Source organism: Pseudomonas sp. NPDC090755, assembly GCF_044769005.1.
GTDB lineage: Bacteria > Pseudomonadota > Gammaproteobacteria > Pseudomonadales > Pseudomonadaceae > Aquipseudomonas.
Genome location: NZ_JBIVXC010000005.1, coordinates 1 through 20,258 on the forward strand (window position 1 = coordinate 1; position 20,258 = coordinate 20,258).

Below are 20,258 nucleotides of genomic sequence, written 5' to 3' on the forward strand. Positions count from 1 at the left end.
CGGGTGCAGGCCATGGATGGCCTGCAAGCACCGCAGGGCCATGGATGGCCCTTCGGTGCGCCCCGGCGGGAGCAATGCCGGAGGGAAGGGACCCGGAGCGAAGCGTAGGGCCGGATGCAGGGACGCACGGTTTGCGCCACTTTGCCAAGACAAAGTGGCCCGCCGTAAGGGCGGAAGGGGCCAGCAGCGTCACTGCATCAAATGGATCAGCTCGCAACACGCCAGGCCAAAACGCTGGCACTGAAGACGATGAGCATATCCTTGCCTTGCAGCGGCGCTGCTGGCTGGTTGTGCCTTTGCTTTTGCTGTTTGTACATCGCCAGCCCAGACGACACGGTTCGTCCCTTCAGGAGGCTGAGTGGAGGCATTGTGTAGCTGGGTGCAGGCCATGGATGGCCCTTCGGTGGGGTCAGGTGTCCAACATTTGGGGGGCAGGTCACGTAAAGGCGAAAAGGTGACTCAGCGCCACCCTAGCAAATGGATATGCCCTCAAACTTCAAGGCCAACTCCAAGTACGATCACCCGCAGCCAGGATTGCGACCGCTTCGCGGCCGATCGCAGCCTGGCGGCAGCGGCTACAAGTCGGGATCCCTCAGCAACGGTGCAAACCCCCTCAACAAAATTGCGACTTGCAGCCATCCCGCCGACACGGGAAGCTACCCCCCTGCCCCTGTATCGGAGACCTGGCCTTGGACTGGCACACCCTGCTCACCCGCGAGCGACTCGGCAAGCCCCTGCACAGCCCTGAAGAACTGGGCCGCAGCCCCTTCCACAAGGACCACGACCGGATAATATTCTCCGGCGCCTTCCGCCGCCTCGGCCGCAAGACCCAGGTGCACCCGGTGTCGAGCAACGACCACATCCACACTCGCCTTACCCACTCCCTGGAAGTCAGCTGCGTCGGCCGCTCACTGGGCATGCGCGTGGGTGAAACCCTGCGCGATCAATTGCCACAATGGTGCGAACCGAGCGACCTGGGCATGGTCGTGCAATCGGCCTGCCTTGCGCATGACATCGGCAACCCACCCTTCGGCCACTCCGGCGAGGATGCCATTCGCCACTGGTTCCAGCAGGCCGCAGGGCGCGGCTGGCTGGACGCCATGAGCGAGGCCGAACGCGCCGACTTTCTCAATTTCGAAGGCAACGCCCAGGGCTTTCGTGTCCTCACCCAACTGGAATACCACCAGTTCGATGGCGGCATGCGCCTGACCTACGCAACCCTCGGCACCTACCTGAAGTACCCCTGGACGGCCCGCCATGCCGATGCCCTCGGCTACAAGAAGCACAAGTTCGGCTGTTACCAGAGCGAGCTGCCGCTGCTCGAACAGATCGCCCGCAAACTGGGCCTGCCGCAGCTGGAAGACAACCTATGGGCCCGCCATCCGCTGGTGTACCTGATGGAGGCCGCCGACGACATCTGCTACGCCCTGATCGACCTCGAGGATGGCCTGGAAATGGACCTGCTCGACTACCCGGAAGTGGAGTCGCTGCTGCTCAGTCTGGTCGGCGACGACCTGCCGGAAACCTATCGCCAACTGGGCCCTGGCGACTCGCGTCGGCGCAAGCTGGCGATCCTGCGTGGCAAGGCGATCGAGCACCTGACCAACGCCGCCGCCCGCGCCTTTGTCGAGCAACAGGATGCCTTGCTGTCAGGACAACTACCGGGCGATCTGGTCGAGCATATGCACGGCCCGGCCAAACGCTGCGTCCTGCAGGCCAAGGACATCGCACGTAAGAAAATCTTCCAGGACAAACGCAAGACCCTGCACGAGATCGGCGCCTACACCACCCTCGAAATTCTGCTCAACTCCTTTTGCGGCGCGGCGCTGGAACAATATGGAGGGCGTACACCTTCGTTCAAGAGCCGGCGCATCCTCGACCTACTCGGCAACAACGCCCCCAACCCTTCGGCATCCTTGCACACGTCGTTCCTGCGCATGATCGATTTCATTGCCGGGATGACCGACAGCTACGCCAGCGAAATGGCCCGCGAGATGACGGGGCGTTCGAGCCCGGTGTAAGGAGAGAAAGGCCAGGACCACCTGCCAATAACACGTGTGGACCTGGCCATTTTTGCATGCACCTGTCAATGGAATGCGACTACAGCAAGTTCAACGGGTTAAACACACCGAATATTTGGAAACGCCCCGTTACCAATCACACCATTGACAACTTCCATACACACTACCATTTGTAAATACTTCCTCATTTTTTAGTAGGAAATTTCCGATATAAGACTTACCCACCCTTACCTCAATGTGCGGCCCGTTCTATCTGCGCTAAGGTGCAGTTTCATCCTTGCACCTTACCTGGAAAGTTCACCATGCATTCTGTATTCATTATCGACGATCACCCGGTCATTCGCCTGGCAGTGCGCATGCTTCTGGAGAATGAAGGCTATCGCGTGATCGGAGAGTCGGACAACGGTGTGGATGCCATGCAGATGGTTCGTGAATGCATGCCAGACCTGATCATCCTCGATATCAGCATTCCCCGGCTGGATGGCCTGGAGGTGCTGTCGCGCTTCCATAGCATGGCCATTCCACTGAAGATCCTGGTATTGACCGCACAGTCACCGGCATTGTTCGCCATACGCTGCATGCATTCCGGCGCCGCCGGTTATGTATGCAAGCAGGAAGATTTGAGCGAACTACTCAGTGCAATAAAAGCGGTACTGTCCGGTTACAATTACTTCCCAAGCCAGGCAATCAATCAACCCCATCACCCTGATGAGTCGCCCTGCGAACTGGAACTGTTCAAACAGGTCAATGATCGGGAACTCATGGTATTGCAATTATTTGCCCAGGGCCGAAGCAACAAGGAAATAGCCCAGGGCATGTTCCTCAGCAACAAAACCGTCAGTACTTACAAGAAGCGCCTGATGCAAAAACTCAAGGCCGGCTCCCTTGTCGAACTCATTGAAATGGCCAAGCGCAATGCACTGGTTTGAGGCCACCAATGCCTAGCCGCGGCCTGGTGTTTCTGTGCCTGCTCAGTGTCGCAGCCGAACTGTTCTCGGGATTGACGGCACAGGCTGATGACGCCCAGGCGGCTCAGTACCGATTGCTCAGCCGCTCGGAAGCGGCGAGTGTGACCCTGCCCCTGAGCGCATCGCAGCGGCACTGGATCGAAGGAAAAGGACAATTGGTGCTCGGGACCTCGGCCCCCGACTACCCGCCATTCGACATGACGGCCAGTGGCCGTGACTACGAAGGCATGACGGCAGACTTCGCCGGCATCCTCGGTCGCGCACTGGGCATGCCGATCCACGTGCAGCGCTTTGCCAACCGCCAGGAGGCGGTCAAGGCGCTGACCCTGGGACAGATCGACCTGCTCGGCAGTGCCAATGGCTTCGAGGCCGCCACCCCGGGGGTGGTGCTCTCCAGGCCCTACGCGGTGGATCAACCGGTGCTGGTCACCCGCGAGGACGAAAACCGCCCCCTGGACACCGGGATGGCCGGCCTGCGCCTGAGCATGGTCTATCACTACCTGCCCCTGGAGGAAGTCCGCAGCAGCTACCCCAAGGCGACCATTCAGTCCTACCCCTCCTACCAGAATGCCCTGAATGCGGTTGCTTTCGACCAGGCCGATGTCTTTCTCGGCGATACCATTTCCACCCACTACCTGATCAACCAGGGCCACCTGCAGAACGTAAAGATGGCCAATTTCGGCAAACACGAGCCGGTAGGGTTCAGCTTTGCCGTGCAGCAGAGCAATCGGGTCCTGTTGCAGTTGATCAACAGCACCCTGGACAACATCCCCAGCAGCGCCCGCGAAGCCATTTTCAAGCGCTGGAGCGCCGGCAGCGATGTGTTGTTGACTGACCGCAAGCTGCAGCTCTCCCAGCGCGAGGAGCGTTGGTTGATAGAGCACCCGGTGGTGCGCGTCGTGGTCAACGAAACCGCCGCACCGCTGACGTTTTTCGACACTGCCGGCAACTTTCGCGGGATTGCCGCCGACCTGCTCGAACTGATTCGCCTGCGCACCGGCCTGCGCTTCGAAGTACAGCGTGCCAGCGGCATCAGCGACATGATCGATCGCCTGAACCACGGCAAGGCCGATGTCATTGCCGCCATCTCCCCCAGCCTGCGCCGGGCAAGCACCCTGGCGATCAGTCGCCCGTACCTGGAGAACTCCTACGTGCTGCTGACCCGCCAGGGAGCGGATCAACCCATGACCCTGGAGCAATTGCAAGGACGCCGGGTGGCCCTGACCCGCGACAGCCCCCTGGTCGACGACTTGCGTCAGCGCGTGCCCGGCATCCAGCTGGTGGAAACCGAAAGCACCTATTTCTCAACCTCCCTGCTCGCCAGCGGTAATGTCGATGCCGCCATCACTGCACTGATCAACGCCAACTTCAGCCTGGCCTCCCAGCGCGACCTGACCATCCGCACCTCGGTCGGCGCGGAGCCGGCAACCTTCTCGATGGCTACCGCACGAGGCGCACAGGAGCTGGCCTCGATCCTGGACAAGGCACTGCTGAGCATCGCGCCCGAGGAACTGGGCATCATCAACAGCCGCTGGCGTGGCTACAGCACTGAAACCGATGCCTACTGGCGAAAGTACCAGCGCCTGATCCTGCAGATCATCCTGGGCACCAGCTTGCTGCTGCTGTTGTCACTGGCCTGGAACGCCTGGATGCGCCACCAGATCAAACAGCGCGAGGCCGCCGAACGCGCCCTGGGCGACCAGCTCGAGTTCATGCGCGCACTACTCAACGGCACACCTCATCCGATGTACGTCCGTGACCGCCAGGGGCTCTTGCAGAGCTGCAACGACAGCTACCTGGAGGCCGTACAGATGAAGCTCGACGAAGTCCTCGGCAAGGGCATCCAGCACTGCGCCCTGGGGGACATTTGCCATGCCAGCCAGATCCAGGCTGACTACCAGCAGGTGATGCGCGAAGGTGTGCCGTTGATCGTCGACCGCCCGCTGCTGCTCAACGACAAGGCAATGACCATCTACCACTGGATCCTGCCCTACCGAGACTCACTGGGTGAGGTCCAGGGCATCATCGGTGGCTGGATCGACATCAGCGAACGACGTCAGCTGATCCAGGACCTGAGTCTGGCCAAACAGCAGGCCGACGACGCCAACCGGGCCAAAAGCACCTTTCTGGCCACCATCAGCCACGAAATCCGCACACCAATGAACGCCATCCTCGGCATGCTCGAACTGACCCTGGAGAAAGCCCACCAAGGCCAATTGGATCGTCCGGCGGTGGAAGTTGCCTACAACTCGGCCAAGGACCTGCTGGCCCTGATCGGGGACATACTCGACATCGCCCGGATCGAGTCCGGACACCTGAGCCTTGCGCCGGAACGGGTCAGCCTGGCGGCGCTGGTGGAGTCGGTGGGCCGGGTGTTCGACGGCCTGGCACGGCAGAAGAACCTGCGCCTGCTGGTGCGGATAGCACCGGCCGCGCACTGTGATGTACTGCTGGACCCGCTGCGTTTCAAACAGATCCTGTCGAACCTGGTCAGCAATGCGATCAAGTTCACCGAACGGGGTCACGTCATCCTCGACTTGAGTCTGGCAGCGGGTGCCGGGGCGGACCTGACCAACCTGAAGCTGAGCGTCCAGGACAGCGGTATCGGTATTCGCCAGGAAGACCAGCAGCGGATTTTCCTGCCCTTCGCCCAGGCCAACCCCGACAGCCCTGTGGCGCGCAGCGGTACCGGCCTGGGCCTGGCGATCAGTCGCGACCTGTGCCAACTCATGGGCGGCAGCCTGACCTTGCACAGCGAACTCGGCCAGGGCACCAAGGTACAGATCAGCATGCCCCTGCAGGTCCTGGCCAGCCTTCCCGCGGCCCCCGCGCCCAGCTCGGAACCCTGTGCAGTCGTTGATGCGCTGAAGGTGCTGGTGGTCGATGACCATCCGGCCAACCTGCTGCTGCTGACCCAGCAACTGAACTACCTGGGCGTGCATCATCGCAGCGTCGACAATGGCCCCGCGGGCCTGGATCTGTGGCGAAGCGAGTCATTCGACGTGCTGATCGTCGATTGCAACATGCCGCGGATGAATGGCTACCAGTTCGCCCAGGCCGTGCGCGCCCGGGAAGCCAAGGAACAACGGCCACCCAGCACTATCCTGGGCTACACCGCCAACGCCCAGCCGGAGGTTCGTGAACGCTGTCGGCAGGCCGGCATGGATGACTGCCTGCTCAAGCCCATCAGCCTCAAGATCCTGGGCAAACGCCTGGCCGGGATTAAACCCTTGCCTCCACGCACCACGACGACATCCACGGCGCTATTCGACCTGCAGGGTCTGGAGCCGGTAGTGGGCAATTGCGGGGCCGACTGGTACAAACTGCTCGAACAGCTGCAACAAAGCCTGGCCAGGGACCGGATGTCCCTCGAGGCGCTCGACCCGGCCCGTCAACCCGAGCAATTGAAGGACGAAGCCCATCGCATCCTGGGTGCGGCACGAATCATCCAGGCCAGCGCACTGATCGATGCCTGTGAACAACTGGAAGCCGGTTGCCTGAGGCAGGCATCAGCGCCCACGCTCGAACGCCAGCAGCAACAGTTGATGGCAGCCATGACCGCCGTGGAGCAGGCGCTTCAGGCACACCTGCAGCCCCCGGACGCAACTGACGCTGCGGCCTATACGGGCTGAAAAAAAACGGCGGCCACTCGGGCCGCCGTTTCTTCGGGCATCAGGAAGCTGGATTGACCGGGTTTTCCGGGTACCAGGCGTCCAGCAGCGGGCTGACTTCGATCTTGGTCAGTTCGTTGCGGCCCTTGAGCCAGGCTTCAACAGTGGCGCGCTGCTCTTCGCTGACCGAGCCACGCTTGGCCAGGCAGACCAGACCGAAGTCGTCGCCGCCAACGTAGTCCAGGCCATTGGCATCCATGGCATCAGCCAGGAATGCATCGAGGAAGGCATCAATGGCTTCGTCGGACAGGTCTTCCTTGAAATCCAGGTTCAGCTCAAAACCCAGCTCCTGGAATTCATCCACGCAGAGTTTTTTGCGCAGACGGCGGGAACGGTTAGTGGCCATGAAACAATCCTCTTGAGTAATAACGCGCGGCACTTTACCAGTTTCGCCACAAGGTTGCCGGAATAAAAGCCGATAAGGCGCCCTTTCACACTCCCCCATCGGCCTGCGCCTTGGGGCATAATGCGCATTACATTTTTCTTGCCGGAGCCTTCACCTTTTCTCGCTCCGTTTTTTTTCACCCCTCGCTTGCAGGGTTTTATCGCACATGATCAGATCGTTTCGTCCTCTTCTGCTTGCCGGCCTGCTTCTGCCCGCGGCACTCACCGCCCAGGCCGCAGCCGTCAACACCACCCTGTCGCCCAAGGTCCAGCAGGCGCTCAAGACCAACAAACTGCAGGAATCGGCCCTGTCGCTGGTGATGCTGCCGCTCAATGGCCCAGGCACGCCGACCGTGTTCAATGCCGACGTCTCGGTCAACCCGGCCTCGACCATGAAGCTGGTGACCACCTATGCGGCCCTGGAGCTGCTCGGCCCGACCCACCAGTGGAAAACCGAGTTCTACAGCGACGGCCCGCTGCGCAACGGTACCTTGCAGGGCAACCTCTACCTCAAGGGCGGCGGCGATCCCAAGCTGAACATGGAAAAGCTCTGGCTGCTGATGCGCGACCTGCGTGCCAACGGCGTGCAGACCATCAGCGGAGACCTGGTGCTTGATCGCAGCCACTTCGTCCAGCCCGTGCTGCCGCAGTTCAATGATGACGGCGGCGACGAGAACAAGCCCTTCCTGGTCAAGCCCGACTCCTTGCTGATCAACCTCAAGGCCCTTCGCTTCGTCGCCCGCAACGATGGCGGCAAAGTGCTGGTATCGGTCGAACCGCCGATTGCCAACATTCGTATCGACAATCAGGTCAAGGCGGTGAACAGCAAGCAGTGCACCGGCGATGTGCGCTACAACCCGGTTCCCCAGGCTGACGGTGTCAGCGTGGTGGTCAGCGGCCAGCTGGGCGACGGCTGCAACTCGCAGACCTACCTGTCGCTGCTCGACCACCCGACCTACGCCGCCGGCGCGGTGCGGGCGATCTGGAGCGAACTGGGCGGCACCATCCAGGGCCGTGACCGCATCGACACCGTGCCCAAAAGCGCCCGCCTGCTGGCGCGCGCCTTCTCGCCGGACCTGGTCGAGATCATTCGCGATATCAACAAATACAGTAACAACACCATGGCCCAGCAGTTGTTCCTGAGCCTGGGCGCGCAGTTCCGCACCGATGCCGATGGCGACGACGCCCGTGCCGCACAACGCGTGGTGCGCCAGTGGTTGGCGAAAAAAGGCATCACCGCACCGCACCTGATCATGGAAAACGGCTCCGGGTTGTCCCGCGCCGAACGGGTCAGCACCCGGGAAATGGCAGCCCTGCTGCAAGCCGCCTGGAAGAGTCCCTATGCCGCCGAGTTCATCAGCTCCATGCCGCTGGTCGGCATGGACGGCACCATGCGCAAACGCCTCAAGCGCACCGCCATGTCCGGTGAGGCCCACATCAAGACCGGTACCCTGAATACCGTGCGGGCCATCGCCGGCTACAGCCGCGACAGCAACGGCAACACCTGGGCGGTCGCGGCGATCCTCAACGACCCGAAACCCTGGGGTGCCTCGGCCATCCTCGACCAGGTACTGCTGGACCTCTACCGCCAGCCGAAGCTGGTCAACAGCACCGCCTCGGTACAACCCTGAGGCGTCAGGGCAGCTCGGCCTCGACCCGGTCGCGGCCAGCCTGCTTGGCCGCATAGACCCCCGAATCGGCACGCAACAGCAAGGCATCGGCGCCCTCCCCCGGGCGCCAGCCAGCCACACCGAAACTGGCGGTGACCCGACCAACGCCTTCGACCTCTATGCTCCGTACTCCCTGCCATAGTTCCATGGCCAGCAAATACGCCTGGTCGGCGCTGCTGCCCGGGCACAACACCATGAACTCCTCGCCCCCCAGGCGACAGAACACATCCGTGCGCCGCAGCCGGTTGTTGATGCGCTGGCAGATGCTGCGCAGCACATGGTCGCCCATGGCGTGGCCGTACTGATCGTTGATCTTCTTGAAATGGTCGATGTCCAGCATGATCACCGCCAGGTCCTGCTGCTCACGCTGCACACGTTCCAGCTCGGCTTTGAGGCGCTCCTGGAAATAGCGCCGGTTGTGGATGCCTGTCAGTGCGTCGGTCACCGACAGGGCCCGCAGCTCTTCCTCAACCCGCTTGAGGTCGGAGATATCGGTCAGGTAGCCATGCCAAAGCGTGCCGCCATCGTCCATCGGCTCCGGCGTGGCCTCGCCCCTCACCCAGCGCAGGCCCGCCTGTGGCAGCAGCACCCGGTACTCTTCGCGCCAGGCCGTCAGGTGCTCGGCCGAATAGCGAATCGAGGTACGCACCCGGCCCAGGTCATCGGGATGGATGCGTTCGAACACCGCCGTGGCATCCTGGCGCAACAGCTCCGGGTCGATCTCGTAGATATCGCGCAAGCCCTCACTGGCGTAACTGAAGCAGGACGTGCCGTCCGGACGCAGACAAAACTGATAGATACCACCGGGCACCTCGGCGCTGAGCTTGTCCAGCAGACGGTCGCGGGCCGCCAGGGCCTCATGGATGCGCTTGCGCTCAGTGACATCGATGCAGATGGCCAGGTGCCCGACCCACAGCCCATGCTCATCGAGCACCGCCGTCACCAGCATGTTGGCCAGCAGGTGGCTGCCGTCCTTGCGCTGCAGCGTCCACTCGCCAGGCACGCTGCCGCCCTCCTGGATGGTTTCGGCAAACATCGCCTGGGCCATGCTCACCTCGCGACCATAACGCAGGCTCAGGACTCGCGCCCGCTGGTGCAGCTCCTCGGGCGACACCAGGGCTTCGAGGGTCAGGCTCCCCACGGCTTCGGCGCTGCTGTAGCCGAGCATGCGCTCAGCGCCCGCATTGAAGGTACTGATCACCCCGCGCAGGTTGGTGGCGATGATCGCCACCTGGGTCGCGGCATCCAGCACGCTGCGCAACTGGTTATGGGTGTCGCGCAGGGATTGCTCGCTGACACGCAGCTCGCCGGTGCGTTGCTCGACCAGGGTCAGGGCGCGCTGGCGCTGGCTGAACAGGCTGAACAACAAGGCGCTGAGCATCAGGCTGAGCAGCCCGCCGAGCAACACCACGGCATTGACGGCCGAAGAGCGGTTGGCCTGCATGAAGGCCAGGCTCGGACGGATATCCAGCTGGTAGTCATGATCGGCCAGGTGCAACAGGTGACTGGCCGCCAACGGCGAGGTGGTGCCCTTGTTATCCGACTGGAACAACAGCTCGTGCTGACCGTCCTGGTCCGACAGGTCATGAATGCGCACGACCAGGTTGTCTTTTTCCGCGCTGGGCAAGCCTTCGGCCATCAGTTGGCGCATGCTGATCACCGCCATGACATAACCCCGGGGATGCGCTTCAGGCTGGCGTGGCGAGAACACCGGCGCCGCCATCAGTACTCCGCGGGCGTACTGCGGGTCGACATCGGTGAGATTCAGCGGCGCCGAAACCGCCATGCTGCCAGGCTGGGAGGCGCGCGCCAGGGTGTCCTGGCGCTCAGCCTGGGACAGCAGGTCCAGACCGAACGGTTGATCCTTGAGGCTCAATGCCTGGGTGAACAGCACCGGGTAATACAACGGACGCTCGGATGCCGGTTGCAAGCTGCCGCTGTCGGTCAGTTGACGAATCTGGTAGGCAAACTGCAGCGTCTGGCTGGCCCGCTGTTCAAACTCTCTGCGCGTCGCGCCTTGCACCCGCGGTGCCCAGGAATAGGCCTGGGTGCGATGCAGCAAGGGCCGTGCATAGCCGTTGAATTCTTCAAGGGTGATTTCGGTGGCAAAGACGAAGAAGCGGCGCAGCCCGTCCAGCCGCTGCACCTGATCCTCGAAGCGCTCTTCGATACGACTGTAGCGCTCGCTGGCCAGCAACTCGAAGCGTTGGCGCAACTGCTGCTGGTACAACCCATGGGTTGCCAGCGCCAGTATCGCGGTCAACAGTCCGCCGGCCACCAGAGCCACAAGGGCCACCAGCCAGGCGGACACTTCTTCGCTGACAAAGCCGAGCATCTTTGGACGAACGCCATGCTTCGACATAGATAACACTCATAACGCCAGCATGCAGCGTTTCCCGGGCCCTGCTTCAGTTATAGCCATTAGCCACTAATGAAGCAATTGCCGGCCCGGGAGAAATTGCTCAGCGCGCCTGAATGCGCCAGGCCCGGTGGATCTTGCTGTTGCGGGCAAAGTCCGGGTCCAGGGTCTGGGCGCTGATTTCCTCCACCTTGTAGCGCTCGGCCAGATGCTCATCGAGCTGGAATTTGCGGAAGTTGTTGGAGAAATACAGCACACCACCGGGCGCCAGTCGCGCCACGGCGAGGTCAAGCAGCTCGATGTGGTCGCGCTGGACGTCGAACACGCCTTCCATGCGCTTGGAGTTGGAGAAGGTCGGCGGGTCGATGAAGATCAGGTCGAATTCGTCGCGGCACGCTTGCAACCAGGCCATGACGTCACCCTGCTCCAGGCGGTTCTTGTCGGAGAAACCGTTGAGCGACAGGTTGCGGCGGGCCCAGTCCAGGTAAGTGCGCGACAGGTCGACGCTGGTGGTGCTGCGCGCCCCGCCCTTGGCCGCATGCACACTGGCCGTGGCGGTGTAGCAGAACAGGTTGAGGAAGCGCTTGCCGGCCGCCTCGCGCTGGATGCGCATACGCATCGGGCGGTGGTCGAGGAACAACCCGGTGTCCAGGTAGTCGGTCAGGTTGACGAGCAACTTCACCCCCCCTTCACGGACTTCCAGGAACTGCCCCTGGGTGTTCTGCCGCTCGTACTGGCGAGTGCCGCTCTGGCGCTCGCGACGCTTGACCACCACCCGGCTCTGGTCAATGCCCAGGGCCTGGGGAATGGCAGCCAGCGCATCGAACAGGCGAGCCTGGGCCTTCTCCGGGTCAACCGAGCGCGGCGCGGCGTATTCCTGCACGTGCACCCAGTCCTGGTAGAGGTCGATGGCCAGGGCATACTCGGGCATGTCGGCGTCATACAGGCGGTAGCAACCGACCTGCTCGCGCTTGGCCCATTTGCCCAACTGCTTGAGGTTCTTCTGCAGACGGTTGGCGAACATCTGTCCGCCTTCGCTCAGGCGCGCCGGCTCGCTGGCCACTGCCGCAGGCGAGCGCTGGCCTTCGTTGCCATGGGTGTCACGTTCGGGCTGGCGGCGCTCGCCGGTCACAAACTGGTCGGGTTGAACCTTGATCAGCAGCAGCTTGCACGGCAGCGCGCCGTTCCAGAACGCATACTGCTTATGGCTGCGGATACCCATGCGCTTGCCCAGGTCCGGCGCGCCGGTGAACACCGCCGCCTCCCAGTTCAGGCAGGCCTGGCGCAGGCGCTCGCCGAGGTTCTGGTAGAGGTACAGCAGGCTGGCTTCATCACCCAGGCGCTCGCCGTAGGGTGGGTTGCAGATCACCAGGCCTTTCTGGTTCTGGTCCGGACGCGGTTCGAAGGTGCCCACCTCGCCCTGGTAGATCTTCACCCAGTCACTCAGGCCCGCGCGCTCGACGTTGTTGCGCCCCGGCTGGATCAGTCGCGGATCGGCTTCGTAACCACGGATCCACAACGGTGGACGGGCAAGGCCGGCCTGGGCACGGGCCAGGGCTTCGTCATGCAGCTTGCGCCACAGGGCCGGCACATGACCGAGCCAGGCACTGAAACCCCAGCGCTCACGCTTGAGGTTCGGCGCGATATCGGCGGCAATCATCGCCGCCTCGACCAGGAAGGTACCCACACCGCACATCGGGTCAGCCAGGGCACCGCCCTCGGCGGCAATGCGCGGCCAGCCGGCACGGATCAACACGGCAGCGGCCAGGTTTTCCTTGAGCGGGGCGGCACCTTGCTGCAGGCGATAGCCGCGCTGGTGCAGGCTGTGCCCGGACAGGTCCAGGGACAGGATCGCCTCACCACGCTCCAGGCGCAGGTGCACGCGCAAGTCCGGATTGAGCTTGTCCACCGACGGGCGCTCGCCGTCACGGGTGCGCAGTTTGTCGACGATGGCATCCTTGACCTTCAGGGCGCCGAAATGGGTGTTGTCGATGCCCGAGCCATGACCGCTGAACTCCACCGCCAGCGAGCCGCTGGGTTCCAGGTGGTCCTGCCACTCGACCTCGTGGACGCCGTCGTACAGCTCGTCGGCATTCTTCATGGTGAAGCGCTTGAGCACCAGCAGCACGCGGTTGCCCAAGCGAGACCAGAGGCACAGGCGGTAGGCGGTTTCCATGTCGGCCGAGCCGCGAATGGCCGAGGTGTGTTCACGCACCTCTTCAAGGCCAAGGCCGCGCGCTTCTTCGGCAAGCAGGCCTTCAAGGCCTTTGGGGCAGGTGAGGTAGAGTTCGAAACGGTCCGACATGAGGTATCCAGTGCCTTGAGCAATAAGTGGAGGGCAAACGCATTGCCCTGCCGATGTTTAATCGAACGCCTTTCCAGCGAGCGCTCGAATGGCACTGCGATGAGTGCCGGGCCGCCCGTAAATCCGGCCTTTTGCCTGGGGCAGAAAACCTTTGATCACCGGGCAGAATGAAAAATTCACGATTATCAGGGGGAAAAATGACCCTTCGTCGTATTGACTGCCTTGTTACAAATTATCACCCGGCAATGGCCAAGTGACTTCTTCTCCGATCAAACCCTGATCATAGCGGGCTTTGCGTCGCATCCTCTTCAGACGCATTTATTTACTTATCCTGTGACCCTCAGAAAGGTTACGCCCTTATGACAAAACGATCATTCACACTGTGTCGTGCATTGGTTAGAACTCATCTCAGGTTGTCACCGCAACGGGGCAACACTTTCGCTCGCGACGCCGGCAGCGAGCGCAAACCGGCAGAACGATTCTGCCCGGCCTCCTAGAGGCCGACGGGACATTACAGTCAACAAGTGAGGGCAACACCCTATGAGAAGACTTAAGCGTGATCCGTTGGAACGAGCATTTTCACGTGGCTACCAATATGGGGTCACCGGCAAATCCCGCGAGCTTTGCCCCTTTACTCTACCGTCTGTACGCCAGGCATGGATCAATGGCTGGCGCGAAGGACGCGGCGACAACTGGGACGGTATGACCGGCACTGCGGGTATTCATAGACTCAACGAACTTCACGCCGTTGGCTGAGCGAGGAACTGAATTCATTTACCATGCGCGCCCCATCCGGGCGGCGGGCTAAGGCCCAGGGGCCCCTTCAAGGGGCCCTTTTTTATGCCTGCGCTTCAGCGCGGCATGGCGGCGATGGCATCCACGGCCTCGCGAATCAGCGCAGGCCCCTTGTAGATGAACCCCGAATAAATCTGTACCAGGCTGGCACCGGCAGCGATCTTCTGCGCCGCGTGCTTGCCCTCGGTGATCCCGCCAGCGGCGATGATCGGCAGCTTGCCGCCCAGTTCACCGGAAAGCACCTTGACGATGTGGGTGCTCTTTTCCAGCACCGGCGCACCGGACAGGCCACCGGCCTCATCACCATGCTGCAGGCCTTCGACCCCTTCACGGCCAAGGGTGGTGTTGGTGGCGATCACCGCGTCCATGCCTGATTCGATCAGCGCCGAAGCCACCAGTGCGGTTTCCTCGTCGCTCATGTCCGGCGCGATCTTGATCGCCAGCGGCACATGCTTGCCGTACTGGGTTGCCAGTTGCCCACGGCGCTCGGCCAGGGCATCGAGCAGTTGCTTGAGCGAATCGCCGAATTGCAGGCTGCGCAGGCCCGGCGTGTTCGGCGAGCTGACGTTGACGGTGATATAGCTGGCCTGGTCGTAGACCTTCTCCAGGCAGATCAGGTAGTCATCCACCGCGCGCTCGACCGGGGTGTCGAAGTTCTTGCCGATGTTGATGCCCAGCACGCCGCGGTATTTGGCCGCACGCACACGGCCCAGCAGGTTGTCGACACCCAGGTTGTTGAAGCCCATGCGGTTGATGATCGCCTCGGCTTCCGGCAGGCGGAACAGACGTGGCTTGGGGTTGCCCGGCTGCGGACGCGGGGTCACGGTGCCGATCTCGACAAAACCGAAACCCAGCTGGGCGAAGCCGTCGATGGCCGCGCCGTTCTTGTCCAGCCCTGCCGCCAGCCCCACCGGGTTGGCGAACTCCAGGCCCATGACCGTGACCGGCAGCGATGCCGGGGCCTTGGTCAGCAGCCCGTTCAGGCCCAGGCGGCCACCGGCGCCGATCAGGTCCAGGGACAGGTCATGGGAGGTCTCCGGAGAGAGCTTGAACAGCAGCTGGCGGGCCAGGGTATACATGGGCGGGCTTAGCTCGACGTGAGTGAGGTGGGCGATTATAGCGGCGGCGTCGTCCGGGGGACAGCGCCGCCTTGGCATATGCGTTGCTTTGTTACAGACAACCCCGGCCCGCCATAAGGCACGGCCAGACCTCGATACGGGCACGACCTTGTGAATACAGACACCCCCACTTCCCCCCTGGCCTGGGTCAACGGCAGCGACGCGCCGGAGAAGCACAGCCTGGATATCGGCTTCATGGCCCTGAGCGATTGCGCTTCGGTGGTGGTGGCCGCCACCCAGGGCTTCGCCCAGCCCTACGGCCTGAGCCTCAACCTCAAGCGCCAGAGCTCCTGGGCCGGCCTGCGCGACAAGCTGGTCAGTGGCGAGCTGGACGCCGCCCATAGCCTGTACGGGCTGATCTACGCCGTGCACCTGGGCATCGGCGGCATCGGTGCCACCGACATGTCGGTGCTGATGGGCCTGAACCAGAACGCCCAGGGCATCAACCTGTCGCCGGCCTTACAACGCCAGGGCGTGACCACTCCAGAGGCACTGAAGCGTTTCGTGCACCAAAGCAGTTCAAAACTGACCTTTGCTCAGACCTTTCCCACAGGTACCCATGCCATGTGGCTGTATTACTGGCTGGCCAGCCAAGGCATCCATCCCTTGCACGACGTCAGCAGCGTGGTCGTACCGCCGGCACAGATGCTTGCCCATCTGCAGGCCGGGCGCATCGACGGCTTCTGCGTCGGCGAGCCCTGGTCGGCGAGCGCCGTCGACCAGGGCCAGGGGTTCACCCTGGCCTGCAGCCAGTCCATCTGGCCGGACCATCCAGAGAAAGTCCTGGGCTGCACCCGCGCCTTTGTCGAGCAGTACCCCAACACCGCCCGGGCCCTGGTCATGGCGATCCTGGCCGCCAGCCGGTTCATCGAGCAAAGTCCGGAAAACCGCCGCAGCACCGCGCAACTGCTCAGTGGCAAGGCCTATCTGGACACATCGCTGCGCAGCATCGAGCCGCGTTTGCTGGGCGACTACCACGACGGCCTTGGCAATCGCTGGCACGACCCCCATGCCTTGCGCCTGCATGACCAGGGCCGCGCCAACCTGCCCTATCTGTCCGACGGCATGTGGTTCATGACCCAGTTCCGCCGCTGGGGCCTGCTGCGTGAAGACCCCGACTACCTGGCCGTGGCACAGCGGGTCCAGCAACTGGCGCTGTATCGCGACGCCGCCAGCGCCCTTGGCGTGCCGTGCGATGAAAGCAACCTGCGGCGCAGCCAGTTGATCGATGGCACCTGGTGGGATGGCAGCGAGCCGGCCGCCTATGCCCGCAGCTTTGCCCTGCACGCGCTGGCCGAGTCGCCCGCCGCCCTCGCCTGCCGCTGAGAAGGAGACGCTTTGATGCTGCGAATCCTGTTGATCGATGACACCGCAAAGAAAGTCGGACGCCTGAAGGCTGCGCTGGTCGAGGCCGGCTTCGAGGTTATCGAAGAGTCCGGGCTGACCATCGACCTGCCGGCACGCGTCGAAACGGTGCGTCCGGACGTGGTGCTGATCGATACCGAATCACCGGGCCGTGATGTCATGGAACAGGTGGTGCTGGTCAGCCGCGACCGACCTCGGCCGATTGTCATGTTCACCGACGAGCACGATCCCGGGGTGATGCGCCAGGCGATCCAGGCCGGCGTCAGCGCCTACATCGTCGAAGGCATCCATGCCGCGCGGCTGCAGCCGATTCTCGATGTGGCCATGGCCCGCTTCGAGAGCGACCAGGCGCTCAAGGCCCAGTTGCAGGCCCGCGACCAGCAACTGGCCGAACGCAAGCGCATCGAACTGGCCAAGGGCCTGCTGATGAAGATGAAGGACTGCAACGAGGAGCAGGCCTACACCCTGATGCGCCGCCAGGCCATGAGCAAGCAGCAGAAGCTGATCCAGGTGGCCGAACAGATCATCGCCATGAGCGATCTGCTGGGCTGAGGCGACTCTGGCCCGGCTCTTGCTAAATCATTCGTACCGGTAGCCAACGGCGGTTGCCCCTCCACGACAAAGACGTCGCCCCCCCCACTCGCACACGCGGGTCGGGTGGCGACGTCTTTTTCGTTTCAGCCCCTGTTCAACGAGGTGTTCGATGAATACGAGTTTCTGGAAGTCCGGGCATGTCCCCACGCTGTTCGCCGCCTTTTTGTACTTCGACCTGAGCTTCATGGTCTGGTACCTGCTCGGCCCGCTGGCGGTGCAAATCGCCACCGACCTGCACCTGACGACCCAGCAACGCGGCCTGATGGTGGCCACGCCGATCCTGGCCGGGGCCATCCTGCGCTTCATCATGGGTGTGCTGGTCGATCGACTGTCGCCGAAAACCGCCGGGCTGATCGGCCAGGTGATCGTCATCGTCGCCCTGTCCTGTGCCTGGCACCTGGGCGTGCACAGCTATGAACAGGCCCTGCTGCTGGGTGTGTTCCTCGGTGTCGCCGGCGCCTCCTTTGCCGTGTCCCTGCCGCTGGCTTCGCAGTGGTACCCGGCCCAGCACCAGGGCAAGGCCATGGGCATCGCCGGTGCCGGCAACTCCGGCACGGTGTTCGCCGCCTTGCTGGCGCCGGTGCTGGCGGCCAGCTTCGGCTGGAACAACGTGTTCGGCCTTGCCGTGATTCCGCTGCTGCTGACCCTGGTACTGTTCGCCCTGCTGGCGCGCAATGCCCCCGAGCGGCCCAAGCCCAAGGCCATGGCCGATTACCTCAAGGCCCTGGGGGATCGCGACAGCTGGTGGTTCATGTTCTTCTACAGTGTCACGTTCGGCGGTTTCATCGGCCTGGCCAGCGCCCTGCCCGGCTACTTCAACGACCAGTACGGCCTGAGCCCGGTCACTGCCGGCTACTACACCGCCGCCTGCGTCTTTGCCGGCAGCCTGATGCGCCCCCTGGGCGGCGCACTGGCGGATCGCTTCGGCGGTATCCGCACCTTGTTGGCGATGTACAGCGTGGCAGCGGTGTGCATTGCTGCGGTCGGCTTCAACCTGCCCAGCTCGGTGGCAGCGCTGGCCTTGTTCGTCAGTGCCATGCTAGGCCTCGGTGCAGGCAATGGTGCAGTGTTCCAGTTGGTGCCACAGCGCTTTCGCCAGGAAATCGGGGTGATGACCGGCCTGATCGGCATGGCCGGCGGCATCGGCGGCTTCCTTCTGGCCGCAGGTCTGGGCGCGATCAAGCAGCACAGCGGCGACTATCAGCTGGGCCTCTGGCTGTTCGCCAGTCTGGGCATCCTGGCCTGGTTCGGCCTGCACGGCGTCAAGCAACGCTGGCGCACCACCTGGGGCTCGGCCGCCGTGACCGCGGCCCGGGTCTGAGGCCCCACCATGAGCTTGCAACTGAGCTTCGCCCAAGCCAGCGCCACCGGCCCCCGGGAAGAGAACCAGGACGCCCTGCGCCTGGTCACGCCCAACGCCGAGCTGGCCGCCAGCAAGGGCTACCTGTTCGCCCTGGCCGACGGCGTCAGCCAGTGCGCCGATGGTGGGCTGGCGGCGCGCGCCAGCCTGCAGGCCCTGGCCCTGGACTACTACGCCACCCCCGCGACCTGGGGCGTGGCCCAGGCCCTGGACCGACTGCTGCTGGCACAAAACCGCTGGCTGCGCGCCAACGGCGGCGGCCAGCCGCTGCTGACCACCCTCAGTGCCCTGGTGCTGCGCGGCCGACGCTTCACCCTGGCACATGTCGGCGACTGCCGGATCTATCGCTGGGGCGCCGGGCAGCTGCAACGCATCAGCGAGGACCATGTCTGGGACCAACCGGGCATGCAGCACGTACTCAAGCGCGCCCTGGGGCTGGACCAGCATCTGCAGGTCGACTACCTGGAGGGCGACCTGCACGCCGGCGAGTGCTTCGTCCTGCTCAGCGATGGTGTCTGGGCCAGCCTCAGCGAATCGCAGATCAGGGCCGTACTGCGCGAACAGATCGACCTGCAGGACGCCGCCCGGACCCTGGTCAGCTGCGCCCATCACAGCGGCAGCCAGGACAACGCCAGCGCCCTGTTGGTCAGGGTCGACCAGTTGGGCGCCAGCAACCTCGGCGACTCCCTGGCGCAACTGCAGCAATGGCCGCTGCCCCCACCCTTGCGCCGCGGCCAACTGATCGATGGCTGGACGGTGGAGCAACAGGTGGGGCACAGCCGGCAATCGTTGCTGTATCGCGTGCGCGACAGCCAGCAGCAGGCCTGGCTGTTGAAAACATTGCCCGTTGAACGCAAGGACGAACCCGGCGCCTTGCAGGGCCTGCTGCTCGAAGAATGGTTCCTGCGCCGGGTCGCCGGGCGCTACTTCCCTGAAGCGCACCCGGTCAGCCAGCGCCAGCACCTTTACTACGTGATGCGCGAATACCCCGGCAAGACCTTGGCCCAGGTGTTTGCCGAAAACGGGCCCTTGCCGCTGGCCCAGTGGCAATCGCTTGCCCAGCAACTGCTGCAGGCGGTGGGCCTGTTGCACCGGCGCAATATTCTGCACCGCGACATCAAACCCGAGAACCTGCACCTGGGCGACGACGGCCAGTTGCGCCTGCTGGATTTCGGCCTGGCCTTCTGCCCCGGCCTGTCCGAGGACCGCGCCCACGAACTGCCGGGCACCCCGTCTTTCATTGCCCCGGAAGCCTTCGAGGGTATACCGCCAAGCCCCCAGCAGGACCTCTACAGCGTCGGCGTGACGCTGTTCTACCTGCTGACCGGCCACTACCCCTACGGCGAAGTCGAAGCCTTCCAGCGCCCACGCTTCAACCAGCCGGCCAGTGCTGCGCGCTATCGCCCGGACCTGCCCGAATGGCTGGAGCACAACCTGGGCCTGGCGCTGGTCGCCGATCCGCAACAGCGCTTTGAAACGGCCGAGCAATGGCTGTTGCTGCTCGAACAGGGCGAACGCCAGCAACTGACCGTCCGCCCGCGACCGCTGCTGGAGCGCGAGCCGCTGAAAGTCTGGCGTGGCCTGGCACTGCTGTCGCTGCTGCTCAATCTGATTCTGCTGCTCAGTCTGTTCAAAGGCTGACGGCCAA

At 63.4% G+C, this 20,258-nt stretch carries 13 protein-coding genes; 9 read left to right on the forward strand and 4 right to left on the reverse strand.

All coding sequences use genetic code 11. The features are described 5' to 3' along the window. Nucleotides 1-689 precede the first annotated feature (689 nt). The 3 genes from ACIQUS_RS09830 to ACIQUS_RS09840 all read left to right on the forward strand — a co-directional run bounded on the left by ACIQUS_RS09830 (nucleotide 690) and on the right by ACIQUS_RS09840 (nucleotide 6,621). Nucleotides 690-2,021, forward strand: a complete 1,332-nt coding sequence (locus ACIQUS_RS09830; protein WP_403046130.1) for a deoxyguanosinetriphosphate triphosphohydrolase — start codon at nucleotides 690-692, stop codon at nucleotides 2,019-2,021. Between the two features lie 302 nt (nucleotides 2,022-2,323). Then, nucleotides 2,324-2,950 (forward strand): response regulator, encoded by a 627-nt coding sequence (locus tag ACIQUS_RS09835; protein ID WP_403046132.1) that lies wholly within the window; start codon nucleotides 2,324-2,326, stop codon nucleotides 2,948-2,950. An 8-nt stretch (nucleotides 2,951-2,958) separates the two neighbouring features. Beyond that, nucleotides 2,959-6,621, forward strand: coding sequence for a transporter substrate-binding domain-containing protein (locus ACIQUS_RS09840; protein WP_403046135.1), 3,663 nt, complete (start codon nucleotides 2,959-2,961; stop codon nucleotides 6,619-6,621). Nucleotides 6,622-6,661: 40 nt separating this feature from the next. On the opposite strand, the gene ACIQUS_RS09845 is transcribed toward ACIQUS_RS09840, so the two are convergent. Beyond that, a complete protein-coding gene (locus tag ACIQUS_RS09845; RefSeq protein ID WP_403046138.1) occupies nucleotides 6,662-7,006 on the reverse strand; it encodes a YggL family protein in 345 nt (114 codons plus the stop codon). Nucleotides 7,007-7,211: 205 nt separating this feature from the next. Here ACIQUS_RS09845 and dacB point away from each other — a divergent pair, with 205 nt between their 5' ends. Beyond that, nucleotides 7,212-8,675 carry a D-alanyl-D-alanine carboxypeptidase/D-alanyl-D-alanine-endopeptidase gene (dacB, locus tag ACIQUS_RS09850; protein WP_403046142.1) on the forward strand — a complete coding sequence of 488 codons (1,464 nt, stop codon included), beginning with the start codon at nucleotides 7,212-7,214 and terminating at the stop codon, nucleotides 8,673-8,675. A 4-nt stretch (nucleotides 8,676-8,679) separates the two neighbouring features. On the opposite strand, the gene ACIQUS_RS09855 is transcribed toward dacB, so the two are convergent. Further along, the gene (locus tag ACIQUS_RS09855) at nucleotides 8,680-11,076 is read right to left on the reverse strand and encodes a diguanylate cyclase (RefSeq protein ID WP_403046145.1); all 2,397 of its coding nucleotides are present in this window, start codon (nucleotides 11,074-11,076) and stop codon (nucleotides 8,680-8,682) included. A gap of 100 nt (nucleotides 11,077-11,176) precedes the next feature. After that, nucleotides 11,177-13,378 carry a bifunctional 23S rRNA (guanine(2069)-N(7))-methyltransferase RlmK/23S rRNA (guanine(2445)-N(2))-methyltransferase RlmL gene (gene rlmKL / locus ACIQUS_RS09860; RefSeq protein WP_403046147.1) on the reverse strand — a complete coding sequence of 734 codons (2,202 nt, stop codon included), beginning with the start codon at nucleotides 13,376-13,378 and terminating at the stop codon, nucleotides 11,177-11,179. 540 nt (nucleotides 13,379-13,918) lie between these two features. On the opposite strand from rlmKL, the gene rmf reads away from it, so the two are divergent. Beyond that, a complete protein-coding gene (rmf, locus tag ACIQUS_RS09865; RefSeq protein WP_010223328.1) occupies nucleotides 13,919-14,134 on the forward strand; it encodes a ribosome modulation factor in 216 nt (71 codons plus the stop codon). Nucleotides 14,135-14,229: 95 nt separating this feature from the next. Here the strand turns inward: rmf and ACIQUS_RS09870 are convergent, their stop codons facing one another. Further along, nucleotides 14,230-15,252 (reverse strand): quinone-dependent dihydroorotate dehydrogenase, encoded by a 1,023-nt coding sequence (locus ACIQUS_RS09870; RefSeq protein WP_403046151.1) that lies wholly within the window; start codon nucleotides 15,250-15,252, stop codon nucleotides 14,230-14,232. A gap of 150 nt (nucleotides 15,253-15,402) precedes the next feature. Here ACIQUS_RS09870 and ACIQUS_RS09875 point away from each other — a divergent pair, with 150 nt between their 5' ends. The 4 genes from ACIQUS_RS09875 (at nucleotide 15,403) to ACIQUS_RS09890 (ending at nucleotide 20,251) form a co-directional block, all read left to right on the forward strand. Continuing rightward, on the forward strand, nucleotides 15,403-16,617 hold the full coding sequence (locus tag ACIQUS_RS09875; RefSeq protein ID WP_403046154.1) for a CmpA/NrtA family ABC transporter substrate-binding protein: 1,215 nt from the start codon (nucleotides 15,403-15,405) through the stop codon (nucleotides 16,615-16,617). 15 nt (nucleotides 16,618-16,632) lie between these two features. After that, the gene (locus tag ACIQUS_RS09880; protein WP_285862433.1) at nucleotides 16,633-17,208 is read left to right on the forward strand and encodes an ANTAR domain-containing response regulator; all 576 of its coding nucleotides are present in this window, start codon (nucleotides 16,633-16,635) and stop codon (nucleotides 17,206-17,208) included. A gap of 151 nt (nucleotides 17,209-17,359) precedes the next feature. Next, on the forward strand, nucleotides 17,360-18,571 hold the full coding sequence (locus tag ACIQUS_RS09885; RefSeq protein WP_403046157.1) for a nitrate/nitrite transporter: 1,212 nt from the start codon (nucleotides 17,360-17,362) through the stop codon (nucleotides 18,569-18,571). Between the two features lie 9 nt (nucleotides 18,572-18,580). Beyond that, on the forward strand, nucleotides 18,581-20,251 hold the full coding sequence (locus ACIQUS_RS09890) for a protein kinase (protein WP_403046160.1): 1,671 nt from the start codon (nucleotides 18,581-18,583) through the stop codon (nucleotides 20,249-20,251). The last annotated feature ends 7 nt before the right edge of the window (nucleotides 20,252-20,258 follow it).